The 13,840-nt window shown below is 63.1% G+C and carries 13 protein-coding genes; 5 read left to right on the forward strand and 8 right to left on the reverse strand.

Features of this window, described 5'->3' with window-relative positions:
• Positions 1-61 precede the first annotated feature (61 nt).
• Positions 62-2,680, reverse strand: coding sequence for an ATP-dependent chaperone ClpB (clpB, locus tag ACP15R_RS23555; RefSeq protein ID WP_424988382.1), 2,619 nt, complete (start codon positions 2,678-2,680; stop codon positions 62-64).
• A gap of 228 nt (positions 2,681-2,908) precedes the next feature.
• Here clpB and pyrF point away from each other — a divergent pair, with 228 nt between their 5' ends.
• A complete protein-coding gene (gene pyrF / locus ACP15R_RS23560; protein WP_424988383.1) occupies positions 2,909-3,604 on the forward strand; it encodes an orotidine-5'-phosphate decarboxylase in 696 nt (231 codons plus the stop codon).
• 217 nt (positions 3,605-3,821) lie between these two features.
• Here the strand turns inward: pyrF and ACP15R_RS23565 are convergent, their stop codons facing one another.
• Complete coding sequence (locus ACP15R_RS23565) at positions 3,822-4,238, reverse strand: NUDIX hydrolase (protein ID WP_424988384.1); 417 nt, start codon at positions 4,236-4,238, stop codon at positions 3,822-3,824.
• 99 nt (positions 4,239-4,337) lie between these two features.
• Between ACP15R_RS23565 and ACP15R_RS23570 the strand changes: the two genes are divergently transcribed.
• Positions 4,338-5,594: a DNA polymerase IV gene (locus tag ACP15R_RS23570; protein ID WP_424988385.1), complete on the forward strand. Its 1,257-nt coding sequence runs from the start codon at positions 4,338-4,340 to the stop codon at positions 5,592-5,594.
• A gap of 27 nt (positions 5,595-5,621) precedes the next feature.
• Here ACP15R_RS23570 and ACP15R_RS23575 read toward each other — a convergent pair whose 3' ends face one another.
• The 4 genes from ACP15R_RS23575 to ACP15R_RS23590 all read right to left on the reverse strand — a co-directional run bounded on the left by ACP15R_RS23575 (position 5,622) and on the right by ACP15R_RS23590 (position 9,517).
• Entirely contained in the window at positions 5,622-7,001 is a 1,380-nt protein-coding gene (locus ACP15R_RS23575) for an adenylate/guanylate cyclase domain-containing protein (RefSeq protein WP_424988386.1), read from the reverse strand.
• 172 nt (positions 7,002-7,173) lie between these two features.
• The gene (locus tag ACP15R_RS23580; RefSeq protein ID WP_424988387.1) at positions 7,174-8,277 is read right to left on the reverse strand and encodes a site-specific DNA-methyltransferase; all 1,104 of its coding nucleotides are present in this window, start codon (positions 8,275-8,277) and stop codon (positions 7,174-7,176) included.
• A gap of 90 nt (positions 8,278-8,367) precedes the next feature.
• Positions 8,368-9,000, reverse strand: coding sequence for a ribonuclease HII (locus tag ACP15R_RS23585; protein ID WP_424988388.1), 633 nt, complete (start codon positions 8,998-9,000; stop codon positions 8,368-8,370).
• Positions 9,001-9,058: 58 nt separating this feature from the next.
• A complete protein-coding gene (locus tag ACP15R_RS23590) occupies positions 9,059-9,517 on the reverse strand; it encodes a hypothetical protein (RefSeq protein ID WP_424988389.1) in 459 nt (152 codons plus the stop codon).
• 177 nt (positions 9,518-9,694) lie between these two features.
• Here ACP15R_RS23590 and ACP15R_RS23595 point away from each other — a divergent pair, with 177 nt between their 5' ends.
• From ACP15R_RS23595 to ACP15R_RS23605, 3 genes are all read left to right on the forward strand, one after another.
• Complete coding sequence (locus ACP15R_RS23595; RefSeq protein WP_424988390.1) at positions 9,695-9,985, forward strand: hypothetical protein; 291 nt, start codon at positions 9,695-9,697, stop codon at positions 9,983-9,985.
• Positions 9,986-10,010: 25 nt separating this feature from the next.
• Entirely contained in the window at positions 10,011-10,658 is a 648-nt protein-coding gene (locus ACP15R_RS23600; RefSeq protein ID WP_424988391.1) for a winged helix-turn-helix domain-containing protein, read from the forward strand.
• A gap of 91 nt (positions 10,659-10,749) precedes the next feature.
• The gene (locus ACP15R_RS23605; RefSeq protein ID WP_424988392.1) at positions 10,750-12,291 is read left to right on the forward strand and encodes a DUF427 domain-containing protein; all 1,542 of its coding nucleotides are present in this window, start codon (positions 10,750-10,752) and stop codon (positions 12,289-12,291) included.
• Positions 12,292-12,316: 25 nt separating this feature from the next.
• Here ACP15R_RS23605 and ACP15R_RS23610 read toward each other — a convergent pair whose 3' ends face one another.
• Both ACP15R_RS23610 and ACP15R_RS23615 read right to left on the reverse strand, forming a co-directional pair.
• Positions 12,317-13,120, reverse strand: coding sequence for an ABC transporter permease (locus ACP15R_RS23610; protein WP_424988393.1), 804 nt, complete (start codon positions 13,118-13,120; stop codon positions 12,317-12,319).
• Positions 13,117-13,839, reverse strand: a complete 723-nt coding sequence (locus ACP15R_RS23615; RefSeq protein WP_424988394.1) for an ABC transporter ATP-binding protein — start codon at positions 13,837-13,839, stop codon at positions 13,117-13,119. The genes ACP15R_RS23610 and ACP15R_RS23615 overlap by 4 nt, the downstream gene beginning before the upstream one ends.
• Position 13,840 lies beyond the last annotated feature (1 nt).

A 13,840-nucleotide genomic window follows, 5' to 3' on the forward strand; every position in this document is an offset into this window, starting at 1 on the left:
CGCCTTCAAACGCAAAAAACGGGCCCCGGCATCACGCCGGGACCCGCGGAACATGGTCGGATCAGTGGATGACCGCGTCATCCGGCCGGGGCCGTTCGGAGGTGCCCAGCCGCTCGCCAATGATCAGCCCATCCGCCCCGGCGGCAACCGGAACCGTGTCGCCATCGCGAATGTCTCCGGCCAGCAGCGCCTCGGCCAACGGGTTCTGCAACGCGCGCTGGATCACCCGTTTCAGCGGACGCGCCCCGAACACCGGGTCATATCCCTCATCTGCGAGCCATTTGCGCGCCGACTCGTCCAGCGTCAGGTCGATCTTGCGACCGGCCAGGCGCTTTTTCAGCCGCGCCAGCTGAATATCGACGATGCCATCCATATTCGCCCGGTTCAGACGATCAAAGATGATGGTTTCGTCCAGACGGTTCAGGAACTCGGGCCGGAAATGCGCCCGCACCGCGTCCATCACGTCGCGCTTGGCCTCGGCGGCATCGGCGTTCTCTGGCAACTGGCTCAGCGCCTGCGCCCCGAGATTCGAAGTCAGGATGATCAGCGTCTGCTTGAAATCGACCGTCCGGCCCTGCCCATCGGTCAGCACCCCGTCATCCAGAACCTGCAACAGCACGTTGAACACGTCCGGATGCGCCTTTTCCACCTCGTCAAACAACACAACCTGGTAGGGCCGCCGCCGCACGGCCTCGGTCAGAACGCCGCCCTCGTCATAGCCCACATAGCCCGGAGGCGCGCCGATCAGGCGAGCAACGCTGTGTTTCTCCATGAATTCAGACATGTCGATACGCACCATCGCGGCATCATCGTCAAACAGGAACTCGGCCAGCGCCTTGGTCAGTTCGGTTTTGCCCACCCCGGTCGGCCCAAGAAACAGAAAACTGCCCAGCGGGCGGTTCTCATCCTGCAACCCGGCCCGCGCCCGGCGCACCGCGTTCGACACCGCGCGCACCGCGACATCCTGACCGATCACCCGCTTGTGCAGGCCGTCTTCCATCCTCAGAAGCTTTTCCCGCTCGCCCTCCAGCATCCTGTTCACCGGGATGCCGGTCCAGCGTTCGACCACCGAGGCAATCTGTTCGGGGCGGACCTTTTCCTCGACCATGACCCCGCTGGCCTCGGATTCCTCGGCCTGTTGTAGCTTTTTCTCAAGATCGGGAATAACCCCGTAAGACAGTTCGCCGGCCTTGGCCAGGTTGCCCTCGCGCTTGGCGATCTCCAACTCGGCCCGCTTTTGGTCCAGCTGCTCCTTGAGCTCGCGCGCGCCGGCCAGCTTGTCGCGTTCGGCCTGCCATTGGGCGGTCAACCCGGCGGATTTTTCCTGAAGCTCGGCAAGATCCTTTTGCAGGGTCTCCAGCCGATCCCGGCTGGCCGCGTCATCTTCCAGCTTGAGCGCCTCTTCCTCGATCTGCATTTGCAGGATCTGGCGATCCAGCTGGTCAAGCTCTTCGGGTTTGGAATCCACCTCCATCCGCAAGCGGCTGGCGGCCTCGTCCACAAGGTCGATCGCCTTGTCAGGCAGAAAGCGGTCGGTGATATACCGGTTGCTCAGAGTCGCGGCGGCCACCAGGGCGGCATCGGAGATGTCGACGCCGTGGTGAACCTCGTATTTCTCCTTGATGCCGCGCAGGATGCTGATGGTGTCCTCGACGGTGGGTTCCTGCACCATCACCGGCTGGAACCGGCGGGCAAGGGCCGCGTCCTTTTCGACATATTTGCGATACTCGTCCAGCGTGGTCGCGCCGATACAGTGCAATTCACCCCGCGCGAGCGCCGGCTTGATCAGGTTGGCCGCATCCATTGCGCCGTCGGATTTTCCGGCCCCCACCAGGGTGTGCATCTCGTCGATGAACAGGATGATTTCGCCCGCGGCCTCGGTCACTTCGGTCAGAACCGCCTTGAGCCGCTCTTCAAACTCGCCGCGATATTTCGCCCCGGCAATCAGCGCGCCCATATCAAGGGCCAGCAGCTTCTTGTCCCGCAGGGATTCGGGCACGTCACCATTGATGATGCGCAGCGCCATGCCCTCGGCAATGGCGGTCTTGCCCACGCCGGGTTCCCCGATCAGCACCGGGTTGTTCTTGGTCCGGCGGCTCAGCACCTGCATCGCGCGGCGGATTTCCTCGTCGCGGCCGATGATCGGGTCGATCTTGCCGGCACGCGCCGCATCGGTCAGGTCACGGGCATATTTTCTGAGCGCGTCATAGCCTTCTTCCGCCGTGGCGGTGTCGGCGGTGCGTCCCTTGCGCACGTCATTGATTGCCGTGTTCAGACCCTGCGCTGTGACATGGCCCGCATCCAGCGCCTCCTTGGCCTTGGACTTGACCATGCAGAGCGCCATCAACAGCCGTTCGACGGGCACGAAACTGTCCCCTGCCTTGGTGGCAATCGCCTCGGCCTCGGCCAGGACCTTGCCGGTGCCGCTGTCCATATAGATTTGACCCGCGTCGCCGCTGACCTGCGGTATCTTGGAGACGGCCAGGTCAACGGCCTCGACCACGCGCCCCGGATTGCCGCCGGAACGGCTGATCAGGTTGCTGGCCAGCCCCTGATCGTCATCCATCAATGCCTTGAGAATATGTTCGGGGGCGAGCCTCTGGTGCCCCTCGCGCAGTGCAATTGTCTGCGCCGCCTGCACGAACCCGCGTGCACGCTCGGTGAACTTGTTCAAGTCCATCTTTCTCTCCTTTTCCAAGCGCCCTGACTGGGTTGCGCCCGCTTGGCAGCACGCACCCGATGGGCCTCGTATCCAATTTGGGACATACGGCGCGCCGTTCAACCCCGATTGGCGGTCTTTTTCCGTCAAATTCAACCGGATCCGCGCCCATGGCCCGATCCGCTTGCCCCGGGTCCTCAACGGACATAGACAGGCGCAACCCCATGCCCCCATGATACGGAGCCCGCGATGTCCGATGACCGCCTGATCGTTGCACTTGATGTCCCCAATGCGTTGCAGGGGCTGGAACTCGCCAATCAGATCGGCGATGCGGTCGGTTTCTACAAGATCGGCCTGGGCATGCTGACCGGTGGCGGGCTGGCGCTTGCCAACGAACTGAAGGCCGAGCATGGCAAACGCATCTTTCTTGACATGAAGCTGTTTGACATCGGCGCGACGGTCGAAGCGGCGGTGCGGGGCCTCGCGCAATACGATCTGGATTTCCTGACCGTTCATGGCGATCCGCATGTGGTTCGCGCCGCCAAGCAAGGCGCGGCAGGAAGCAACCTGAAGATCCTGGGGGTAACGATCCTGACCTCGCTGGACCGGGGTGACCTGGATGACGGCATGATCATCCCCGGCGCGGTTTCCGACCTGGTCGTCGAACGCGCCGCCCGGGCGCTGGCGGCCGGGGCCGACGGGATCATCGCAAGCCCGCAGGAGGCCGCCGCCATCCGCGCCCTGCCCGAGGCGCAGGACAGGCTGATCGTGACACCGGGAGTGCGCCCCGCCGGCGCGGCGCTTGGCGACCAGAAGCGGGTTGCCACCCCGGCTTCGGCAATCGCGGACGGGGCCGATCATATCGTGGTGGGCCGCCCGGTCTGGACCGCCGCCGATCCGCGCGCCGCCGCACAGGCGATTCTCACCGAACTGGCCGACCTGTAGCGATCAAGCGCAGCGAGCGGGTAATATTATTACCCGGCTGTGCCCCCAAAAGCACATTCTGGAGTTGTGTTTCCCGAGTCGGGCATTCCGGACTTTTCAATTCGGCAAAATTAGGTGACGTTAGGTCAACGGATACTCCCCAACGAACCTTTTCTTCCTGTGGTTCGTTACCTCCCCCCGCTTCAGCAGCGGGGGGTCTTTCCACAAACCCAGCCTGTCATACGCTTCGACCATTTGTCTCGGCCAGGTACAAGCGGAGCTGTTCGGCGAAGTGCGGCACCGCCAATTCGTGGTCGCAATAGGTGCGGGCCGGCATCAGGCTCCACCCCTGCCCTTCGTTGCCGAATACGATCTGCTCCTGCATCCGGCGCGGCCCGTGCGCCGCAAAGAACCAGACCGTTCCATGCGATCGCGGGTAGTGACGCGCCCATACCAGATCATGTTCATGCAGGGTCAGGCCGACCTCTTCATAGGTCTCGCGCAAGGCACATTGCGCGGCGGTCTCGTTGCCTTCGCGCCCGCCGCCGGGCAGGTCCCAGTGGTTCGGCCAGGGGATGTCCGGCCGGTCATCACGGCGGATCACCAAAAGATCGGGCCCCAAGAACAGGGCCAGCTTGGCACCGGAAAATTCCATGATCGTGCTGGACCTCCTGAAAATTGCGCTGACGTGGCAAAGCATCCTGCTGTACCATGTGCCGATATAGTAACGATTTCCGTAACGGACACCTCCATCATGCCCTCCCTCTGCCGAGATTGCCTGCACCGGGTACAAGGCGACATGCGCCGCTGCCCCAAATGCGCCAGCCCGCGCGTGCTGCGGCATCCGGAATTGTTCGACCTCGGGATCGCGCATATGGATTGCGATGCGTTTTACGCTTCGGTGGAAAAGCGCGACAATCCCGACCTCGCGGACAAGCCGGTGATCATCGGCGGCGGCCGGCGGGGGGTGGTGTCGACGGCGTGCTATATCGCGCGCATACGCGGTGTACGCTCGGCAATGCCGATGTTCCAGGCGCTGAAACTATGCCCCGAAGCGGTGATCATCAAACCCCGCATGAGCGCCTATGTCGAGGCCAGCCGCCAGATCAGGGCAATGATGCAAGAGCTGACCCCGGCGATTCAGCCGCTGTCGCTGGACGAGGCGTTCCTTGACCTGACCGGCACCACCCGCCTGCATGGCGCGCCGCCGGCGGTGATGCTGGCGCGGCTGGTCAAGCGCATGAAGGACGAGCTTGGCCTGACCGGCTCGATCGGGCTGTCCCATAACAAGTTCCTGGCCAAGGTGGCCTCGGATCTCGACAAACCGCGCGGCTTCTCGGTGATCGGCGAGGCGGAAACCGCCGATTTCCTGCATGACAAGCCCGTGCGCCTGATCTGGGGCATCGGCCCCGCGGCACAGGCATCGCTGGAAAGGGCGGGAATCCGCACCTTTTCCGACCTGCTACGGTGGGAACGCAGAGACCTGTCGGCGCGGTTCGGCGCCATGGGAGAGCGCCTCTGGCACCTTGCGCGCGGACAGGACCGCCGCCACGTCTCGGCGCATGAGCCGGTGAAATCGATCAGCAACGAAACCACCTTTTTCGAAGACACCGGCGATCCCGACCTGCTGGATGGCCACCTGTGGCGAATGGCGGAAAAGGTTTCGGACCGCGCCAAGGCCAGACATCTCGCCGGACGGGTGGTCACGCTCAAGCTCAAACGCTCGGACCACAGCAGCCTGACCCGCCGCCACGCGCTGCGCGACGCGACGCAGATGGCCGATACGATCTATCGCACCGCGCGGGGTTTGTTCGACCAGGTGGCAGACCAGGGACCGTTTCGACTGCTGGGGTGCGGGCTGAGCGAATTGGTGCCCGAGGCCGAGGCCGACAAATCGGGCGACCTGCTGGACCCCGGCGCGAAACAGCGCGGCAATGCCGAACGGGCCACCGATGCCATCCGTGCGCGGTTCGGTGCGGATGCGATCAGGAAAGGACGGTCGCTACGCTGAGCCCCTGGCGCGAAACGATATGCGGCCTCACGGCAAGACCCAAAGCGGCGCGCGTCCGTCGATCCCCCGGATCGATTGATCATCGATGCGCCGCAACCCGGCCGGTTGCCCGGATTCGTCTTGTACCCGGCGATACATCGCCTCGCTGATCACCAGCCGCACGGAGAGGTCGCGGCTCATCGCCTCAAGTCGGCTGGCGATGTTCACCGTGTTGCCGACCACCGCATATTCCAGCCGGTTGGTCCCGACATTGCCCAGCACGACGGGCCCGTAATGCACGCCAAAGCTGACCTTGATCGGCGGCTCGCCCCGCGCCGCCCGCTCGGCGTTCCAGAGGTCCACGGCGGCGATCATGCTGTGGGCACAGTCCAGCGCATGGCTGGCATCCCGGTCCCCCGGCAATGGCGTGCCAAATGTCGCCATTAGGCCGTCGCCCAGGTATTTGTCGAGTGTCCCCTGATGGCGGAACACCTCGGGTTCCATGCGCGCGTGAAACGCTCGCAGGGTCTCGATCAGTTGCTGCGGCGTCCGGGTGGCGGCAAAGGCGGTGAAACCAACGATATCCACGAACAGAACCGCGACATCGTGGCTGCGGATCTGTTTCAACGGATCGTCGTTATGCGACAGCTCGTCCACCACATTGGGCGAGAAGTACCGCGACAGGTTGGTTCGCTCGCGTTCAAGCACCGCATTGTCCAGCAGCAACCGGTTGAACCGGCGCACCGACGCGGCAAGGGTAAAGGCGACGATCAGGAACAGGATCACCTCCTGGATGCGGACCCCGAAATCGATGCTGTTGGGATCAAGGATCTGCGCCATCTTGCTCCCCGCTCCAAAGGCGGTTTGTGCGGCCTCGGTCAGCTGCGGTTCGGTACGGCCAAACCACCACACGATGCCAAGCGCGATCAGCCACATGGCCGCCGTCCAGTTGCCGATCGCCAAAATGGTCCGCCAGGAATAGGCCAGGGTTCCGGCGGCCAGGATCACGAAGAAAAAGGTGAACGTACCAAAACGATAGGCCATGCCCGCCGGCCAGCCGCTTTGATCCAGCGGGTTGGGCAGCGCCAGAACGACCGTCATCAGCGACAATTCGAGGAACAGCAGCGCCAGTTCGAACCGCGAACGGCCCACCCGCCCCACCCGCCTCTGCGCCCATCCGATCACCGCCAGCGCAGCCAACAGAAGCTCGTAATAGATCATTTCAAAGCTGAAGTTCAGGAAGGGCAGCATCACCGCGATAATCGCCAGCGCGATCCAGCGCGCCCGGACCGCCAGTTCCAGCCCCTCGCGCTTGTGCCGCGCCAGCGTCGCCTCGGTAAAGCGATTGGCCGCGATCTCGTCATGGGTGGCACCGCGCGGCAGGTCGGCATCGGTGAAAATCGGCAGGCTCGGGCCGGTGGCGGTCATGACAGGCTCTACTCCGGTTGGTGCGCCATCATGTTACCGGGTTTCGGTCCGGGGCGGCACCATGATCTGCCCGCGCCGGGCAAACGAAAAGAGCCCCGCCATAAAGGCGGGGCAAGTCTGGTGCCTCATGACAGGCCACAGGCACCGGCGGTAGCTCGGAAATTCTGCTGGATCAGTTCTGCATCTCGGCGCGGATCTGCTGGCGCAGCACGTCGATCGGCACCGTCTTGCCATCGCGTTTGAAGCACCAATAGGTCCAGCCATTGCAGCTTGGCGCGCCTTCCAGGGCGGCACCGACCTGGTGAATTGATCCCTTGACGTCGCTGCCGATCAGGGTGCCGTCGGCGCGCACCTTGGCCTTGTGACGCTTGTTCATCGAAAACAGCTCTTCGCCCGGCCGCAACATGCCGCGCTCGACCAGCTGGCCAAAGGGAACGCGCGGCTCGGCACGCTTGCTGGTGCTGACCTGCAAGGCTTCGCGGTCGAACTTGCGCACCTTGGCGATGCGTTTCTCGGCAACCTTGCGATAGGCCGCCTCGCGTTCGATCCCGATGAAATCCCGGCCCAGCATCTTGGCCACGGCCCCGGTTGTACCCGTGCCGAAAAACGGGTCAAGCACCACGTCCCCCGGCTGGGTCGTGCCCACCAGGACCCGGTGCAGCAGGCTCTCGGGTTTTTGCGTCGGATGCGCCTTGTCGCCATTCTCGTCCTTGAGCCGCTCATGCCCGGTGCAGATCGGCAAGACCCAGTCGCTGCGCATCTGGATCCCTTCATTCAGCGCCTTGAGCGCCTCGTAGTTGAACGTATATTTCGCCGCCTCGTCCCGGCTCGCCCAGATCATCGTCTCATGGGCATTGGTCAAACGCTTGCCGCGGAAATTCGGCATCGGGTTGGACTTGCGCCACACCACGTCATTCAGGATCCAGAACCCCGCATCCTGCAACGCGGCACCAACCCGAAAGATGTTGTGATAGCTGCCGATGACCCAGATCGCACCGTTTGGCTTCAAGAGCCGGCGCGCCGCCGCCAGCCATTCGCGGGTGAACCGGTCATAGGCACCAAAAGAGGCAAATTGGTCCCAGTGATCGTCGACCGCGTCCACCTGGCTGTTGTCCGGGCGGTGCAACTCGCCCCGCAATTGCAGGTTATAAGGCGGATCGGCAAAGATCAGGTCGATCGACGCCTCGGGCAAGCTGTTCATTGCCTCGATGCAATCGCCATCCATGATCGTGTTCAGCGGGAGCGCGGCGGCCCCCTTGGTCTTGGTCTTGGTCATTTCGTCTGCCTCTGTCCATGGCGCTTTGTGCGCTCTTTGGTTGAGGCAAGGATGATTCAAAGGCGAATCGCCGTCAATTTCTTTTTTGAATCAGTGGTTTATAGATTTTTCTTGATACAAGATATTGTGTACCGGTTTAAAGGAACGTCTATGGTGTGGGGTTACACCAAGATTTTGAAGCGCCTCCCTGTGTCTTTTTGACGGGTATCCCGCATTGGTCTCCCAGCCATAGCCGGGATGCTGTTGCGCCAAATCCACCATGATGCGATCGCGCGCGATTTTGGCAACGATTGACGCAGCGGAAATCGACACCGAACGGGCATCGCCCTTGACCACCGCCTCGGCCGGTATGCTTAGCCCGCGGGGGATCAGGTTGCCGTCGATCAACAGGAAATCCGGCGCGGGCGACAGGGCGGCGACCGCCCGTTCCATCGCGAGATGACTGGCGCGCAGGATGTTCAGCCGGTCGATCTCTTCGACACTTGCATGGGCGATGCTGACCTCGGCGACCCGGAGCAGTTCCTCATCCAGCGCGGCGCGGGCCCTGGCCGACAGCTTCTTGGAATCGTTCAGCCCCGCGGGCAGCGTGGCAAGGTCCAGAACCACCGCCGCGGCGGTGACAGGCCCGGCCAGCGGGCCGCGCCCGACCTCGTCCACGCCGGCTATGCGAAGATGGCCGCGCGCGCGGGCGGCCAGTTCCAGGCTGTCATCAGGTGTGCTCATGCATCCCTGCTGCAATCAACGTGGTGCCATTGCAAGCGGAAAGCGCCGGCGTCCCGGCTCACCTGCCGACAATCCGGTATCCGCGTTCGCGCAGGCACAGCGGTTCGTATCCGGTGCGGCTGATGTTGCGGCCGTCAAATTGCAGGCGGCAAGCCCGGGGCAGTTGCGCGGTAAAGCGGTAGTTGCTCTTGAGGCATTGCAAACCCAGCAGGCGGGCCGGCCCCCCATGCAGCTTGTGATTGCGCAGGCATTTGGCAGGAAGATTGTACCGCGCCGCCCGTTGCGGCAGGGGGCGCGGGCGCACATCATGTCGTTTCGGCGGCGGTGCCACGTGCGACACGATGGGCGCGTCGTCGCGATCACGGGCGTTGTGGATGGCCAACCCAAGAATGGCAAGCGCCGCGAACCCGGCGATGGCCTTGGCCGTGTCATCACTGTCGGCGCGGGCAGGCATCGCGGAAAGGGCGGTGATGCAGAGGGCGGTGGAAACGATCAGGGCGATGAATTTGCGATGCATGGGGCATGTCCTTTCGCATAAGGTGGCGTGTGCAACCCGGTTCACATGACCGGGCCATGCACCCACGCTCTTCCCGAAGGCTTCGGACAGGCAATATCGCCCGCATGTTATCGAATATCAGCGCGTCAAATCCCTGTTGTTATTGAATATCCACCGCCGCCGACGCATCCTGCCGACATGAAACATCTTGCCCTGATCCTTGCGCTTGGCCTGTTGGCTGCCGCCCCCGGCATGGCCCGCGCCGCTGACTGCTATGCCGATTACAAGGCCAAGCAGGACAGCCCCTTGCGGTTGCATTACGGTGTCATGCAGCTGTCCGGCGCCTGCACCAAGAGGGCCGCGCAATCCGAACTTGCAACCCGGCTGGCACGCAATGGCTGGACCCTGCTGAATGTGTTGACGGTGTTCGGGCCCGAGGGGCTGGAGGAAAGGAAGACCAATGCCGGATCCTACTATCTCCGTTTCTGAGACACGCCGCTCGGGAACCCGGATCGTGACAGTCGGCATCCTGGCGATCGTGGCGGTTCTGGTGGTGGCCGGGGCGGTGCTGTTCCTGACCCTGCCCGACGCCAATGCGTTCAACGCGCGGGTGGAACGGGTGTTTGTCGAGAATGACCTGACCACGCAGGCCGAGATCAAGCTGCTGGAAATCCTCGCACAGTCGGGCACGGCGTTCTCGGACACGCTGGCCAGCTATCGCATGGTGATTTTCGTGCTGCTGGTCTTTGCCACCGCGATGCTGATCGCGGCGCTGGTGTTCCTGGTGATGCTGGTCATCCTGAACCGGCGCATGGCCCAGATCGAACGCACCGGGATACAGGTGAATTCCCTGTTGATCAGCCGCGAAGAAAACACGGTTTACCTGAACAACCTAGAATTCAAGCTGACGGCGGCGGCGATGGAGACCCTCGCGGTTCTGGCCGAGGCACGGCTGGATGACGACGTTCTGTCCGGGGCCGAGATCGAAGCGGTGATTTCCGGGCGCGATTCGGCGGATTGCGACGAGGCGGCAGGGGCCACGCGCATCAAGCGGTTGCGCGACACGCTGGGCAACCAGATGGTCAGCGCGCTGCTGGTCAAGAATATCGCGCGGCGCGGTTACATGCTGTCCATCGACAAGGACGTGATCCAGATGGTATGAGGGTCGCCCCGCGACCGCATCGTCCCCCAAGACCTTGGAAACCGAAGGTCGCGGCCCCATCTTGACCACAGCGCCGCACATAGGACCATCCATGACCAATCCCTACCGCATCCATATCGAGCCGCTGCACGGGCGCGTGACGGCCCGCCGGAATGGCACGGTACTGGCGAGCAGCGACAAGGCACTGGTCATGTATGAAACCCGTCTTGCCCCGGCGATCTATTTCCCGAACGACGATGTCGTCGCCCCGCTCGGCGATTTGAGCGACCTCAAGACCTTTTGCCCGTTCAAGGGCACCGCGCGTTACCACGATCTGGTGCTGGCCGATGAACGCCTGTCCAACGCGGTATGGTCCTATCATTCCGCCCTGCCCGAGAGCCGGGCCATCCAGGGTCATTTCGCCTTTATGCCCGGTGTCGTGACCGATATGGACCTGGGCGACAATATCCTGTGCCAACAAGAGACCGGCCACATCAGCGGTCCGGTGATCGACTGGCTGCTGCGCGATGCTGCCTTTATCGCCACGCCCGAGGAATTCACCGCCGCGCTCGCGCTCAAGCTGCGGGAACATGGCGTGTACCTGTCGCGCCTGAGCGTGATGCTGTGGTCGCTGCACCCGCTGATTGCCGGCAAGAACTATATCTGGGAACAGGGCGCGAAAGAGGTCAGCGTCTATGCGCCCTCTTATGAAATCCACGACCATCCCAGCTATATGAACAGCCCGCTGCGCCATGTCTCGAGCGGGCTGGGTGGCATTCGGCGCAAACTTGGAGCCGAAGATTACTCCAGCAACAGCTTTCCCATCATCGAGGATCTGCGCGCCAAGGGGGCAACCGATTACGTGGCGATGCCGATGCCGTTTTCCGACGGCCGCCGCAACGTCCTGACCCTCACCAGCGATCATCCTGACGGGTTCAACACGGCAAACCTGGGGCTGGTGTTTGAATGTTCCAACGTGATCAGCCGCTTTTACGAAGTCTTCATGCAGAAGGAAAACGCCCAGTCGCTGCTTGAGACCTATGTGGGCAAACGCACCGGCGCGCGGGTTCTGGGAGGCGAAATCCGCCGCGGCGACGGTGACGAGATCGATGCCGCCATCATGTTCTGCGATCTGCATGATTCAACCCGGCTGGCGGAAAAGCTGGGGCAGTCCGATTACATCACGCTGCTCAACCAGTTCTTTGAAACCTCATCGACCATCATTCACGATCACGGCGGCGAGGTTCTGAAATTCATCGGCGACGCGGTGCTTGCGGTATTCCCGGCGGGCGACGATGCCAAGGCGGCCTGCGCCCAGGCGCTCAGGGCGGCGCGGGCGATCGTGGATCACTCGGCGGATCGCGAAAACGCCGCCTCGCTGCACGATTACGAATGCTCGATCGGAATTGCCTTTGGCCGCGTGACCTATGGCAATGTCGGCTCTCGCGAACGGCTGGATTTCACTGTCATCGGCCAGGCGGCAAACCTCGCGGCGCGGTTGAACGACTATGCTAAGCGCAACAACCACGGCATCGTCGTGACCCGCGACGTGGCCGGAACCCGCGAGGACATGATCGAACTGGGTCCGCTTCGGCTGCATAACATGTCCGATACGGTGCATGGCTATGTCGCAAAGGTGCCGGCGGTCGCCTAGGCGCGCCCGGTTTCAACGCGCGACGCTAGCCGGCCGGGCCACGCCCCTTGCGCACCATGCCACGGGCCGGATCATAGCCGATCAGGCTGCCGATCATGAAGACCGCAAAGGCCAGAACCACCCAGACCAGCGCCATGCCGTTAACGCTGCCATAAAGAGCAAAGCGGATGAGTTCGACCGCATGGGTGAACGGGTTCACCGCACAGATATCGCGCAGCAGGACCGAGCTCTCGGCCATCCGCCAGAGCGGGTACAGCGCCGTCGACATGAAGAACATCGGAAAGATCACGAAATTCATGACCCCCGCGAAATTCTCCAACTGCCGGATGGTGGAAGAGATCAGCAAGCCAAGCGCGCCGAGCATCAAACCGCTGATCACCAGCGCAGGCAGCACATACAGATAACCGCCCCACGGCATCGTGATGCCAAAGGCGGCGGCGATCGCCAGAAATACATAGACCTGAAGGATCGACACCGCGACCCCCGCCAGCAGCTTCGAGAACAGCAGCCACCAGCGCGGCAACGGGCTGGTCAGCAAGAGTCGCATCGACCCCATCTCGCGGTCATAGACCAGCGACAGCGACGACTGCATCCCGTTGAACAGCTGGATCATGCCGCAGAGGCCCGGAACGATATAGACCTCGTAGGTGATATAGGTCTGGTAAGGCGGGATGATCGACAGCCCAAGGGCGGCACGAAACCCGGCGGCAAAGACGATCAGCCACACCAGCGGCCGCACCAGTGCCGCGACAAAGCGGCTGCGCTGGCTGATGAAACGCATGGCCTCGCGCAGCACGATGGCGCGAAGCGCAACCAGCCAGCGCCTCATGCGGGTTCGTCCTGGGCGGTCATCTCGATAAAGGTGTCGATCAGGGGGCGCCCCCCGGCAATGGCGGCGGCCCTGTCATGGCGCAGAACCCGCCCCCGGTGCAGCACGACCACATCGTCCTGATCGCGGATTTCATCCACGAGATGCGTGGCCCAGAACACCAGCAACCCGGATTCGGCCAGTTCGTGCACATGCGCGGTGATCGCCTTGCGGCTGCCGGTGTCCAGCCCGACCGTGGGTTCGTCCAGCATCAGAACCTTGGGATCATGGATCAGGGCGCGGGCAATCTCCATCCGGCGGCGATGTCCACCGTTCAGGGCGCGCGCCTTTTCGCCCGCCCGCTCGCGCATGTCCAGACGATCCAGCGCGGCATCGATGCTGCGCTGTGCCCCGGCCCCGGACAGGCCCTGCAACGCTGCGAAATAGCGCAGGTTTTGCAGCACCGTCATGTCAAGATCGAGGGTTTGCTGCTGAAACACCACGCCAATGCGGGCCAGCGCCGCGCGCGGGCTGCGGGCCAGGTCGTGCCCCGCCACCGAGATCGCCCCGTGCCGCGTCACCAAAAGCCGCGTCATCAAAGAAAACAGGGTGGATTTGCCCGCGCCATTCGGGCCCAGCAGGGCGCAGAAACGCCCCGCCGCGATGTCGAAACTCACATGGTCAAGCGCGCGTTTGGACCCATAGCTATAGGACAGGTCCCGAACCGCGAGCATGGTCATG

This window comes from Microbulbifer sp. S227A (assembly GCF_049800935.1).

Coding starts and splice junctions, on each gene's coding strand:
- pyrF (WP_424988383.1), top strand. CDS start 2,909: ATGTCCGATGACCGCCTGATCGTTGCACTTGATGTCCCCAATGCGTTG.
- ACP15R_RS23575 (WP_424988386.1), bottom strand. CDS start 7,001: ATGACCGCCACCGGCCCGAGCCTGCCGATTTTCACCGATGCCGACCTG.
- ACP15R_RS23580 (WP_424988387.1), bottom strand. CDS start 8,277: ATGACCAAGACCAAGACCAAGGGGGCCGCCGCGCTCCCGCTGAACACG.
- ACP15R_RS23570 (WP_424988385.1), top strand. CDS start 4,338: ATGCCCTCCCTCTGCCGAGATTGCCTGCACCGGGTACAAGGCGACATG.
- ACP15R_RS23585 (WP_424988388.1), bottom strand. CDS start 9,000: ATGAGCACACCTGATGACAGCCTGGAACTGGCCGCCCGCGCGCGCGGC.
- ACP15R_RS23565 (WP_424988384.1), bottom strand. CDS start 4,238: ATGGAATTTTCCGGTGCCAAGCTGGCCCTGTTCTTGGGGCCCGATCTT.
- ACP15R_RS23610 (WP_424988393.1), bottom strand. CDS start 13,120: ATGAGGCGCTGGCTGGTTGCGCTTCGCGCCATCGTGCTGCGCGAGGCC.
- ACP15R_RS23590 (WP_424988389.1), bottom strand. CDS start 9,517: ATGCATCGCAAATTCATCGCCCTGATCGTTTCCACCGCCCTCTGCATC.
- clpB (WP_424988382.1), bottom strand. CDS start 2,680: ATGGACTTGAACAAGTTCACCGAGCGTGCACGCGGGTTCGTGCAGGCG.
- ACP15R_RS23615 (WP_424988394.1), bottom strand. CDS start 13,839: ATGACCATGCTCGCGGTTCGGGACCTGTCCTATAGCTATGGGTCCAAA.
- ACP15R_RS23605 (WP_424988392.1), top strand. CDS start 10,750: ATGACCAATCCCTACCGCATCCATATCGAGCCGCTGCACGGGCGCGTG.
- ACP15R_RS23595 (WP_424988390.1), top strand. CDS start 9,695: ATGAAACATCTTGCCCTGATCCTTGCGCTTGGCCTGTTGGCTGCCGCC.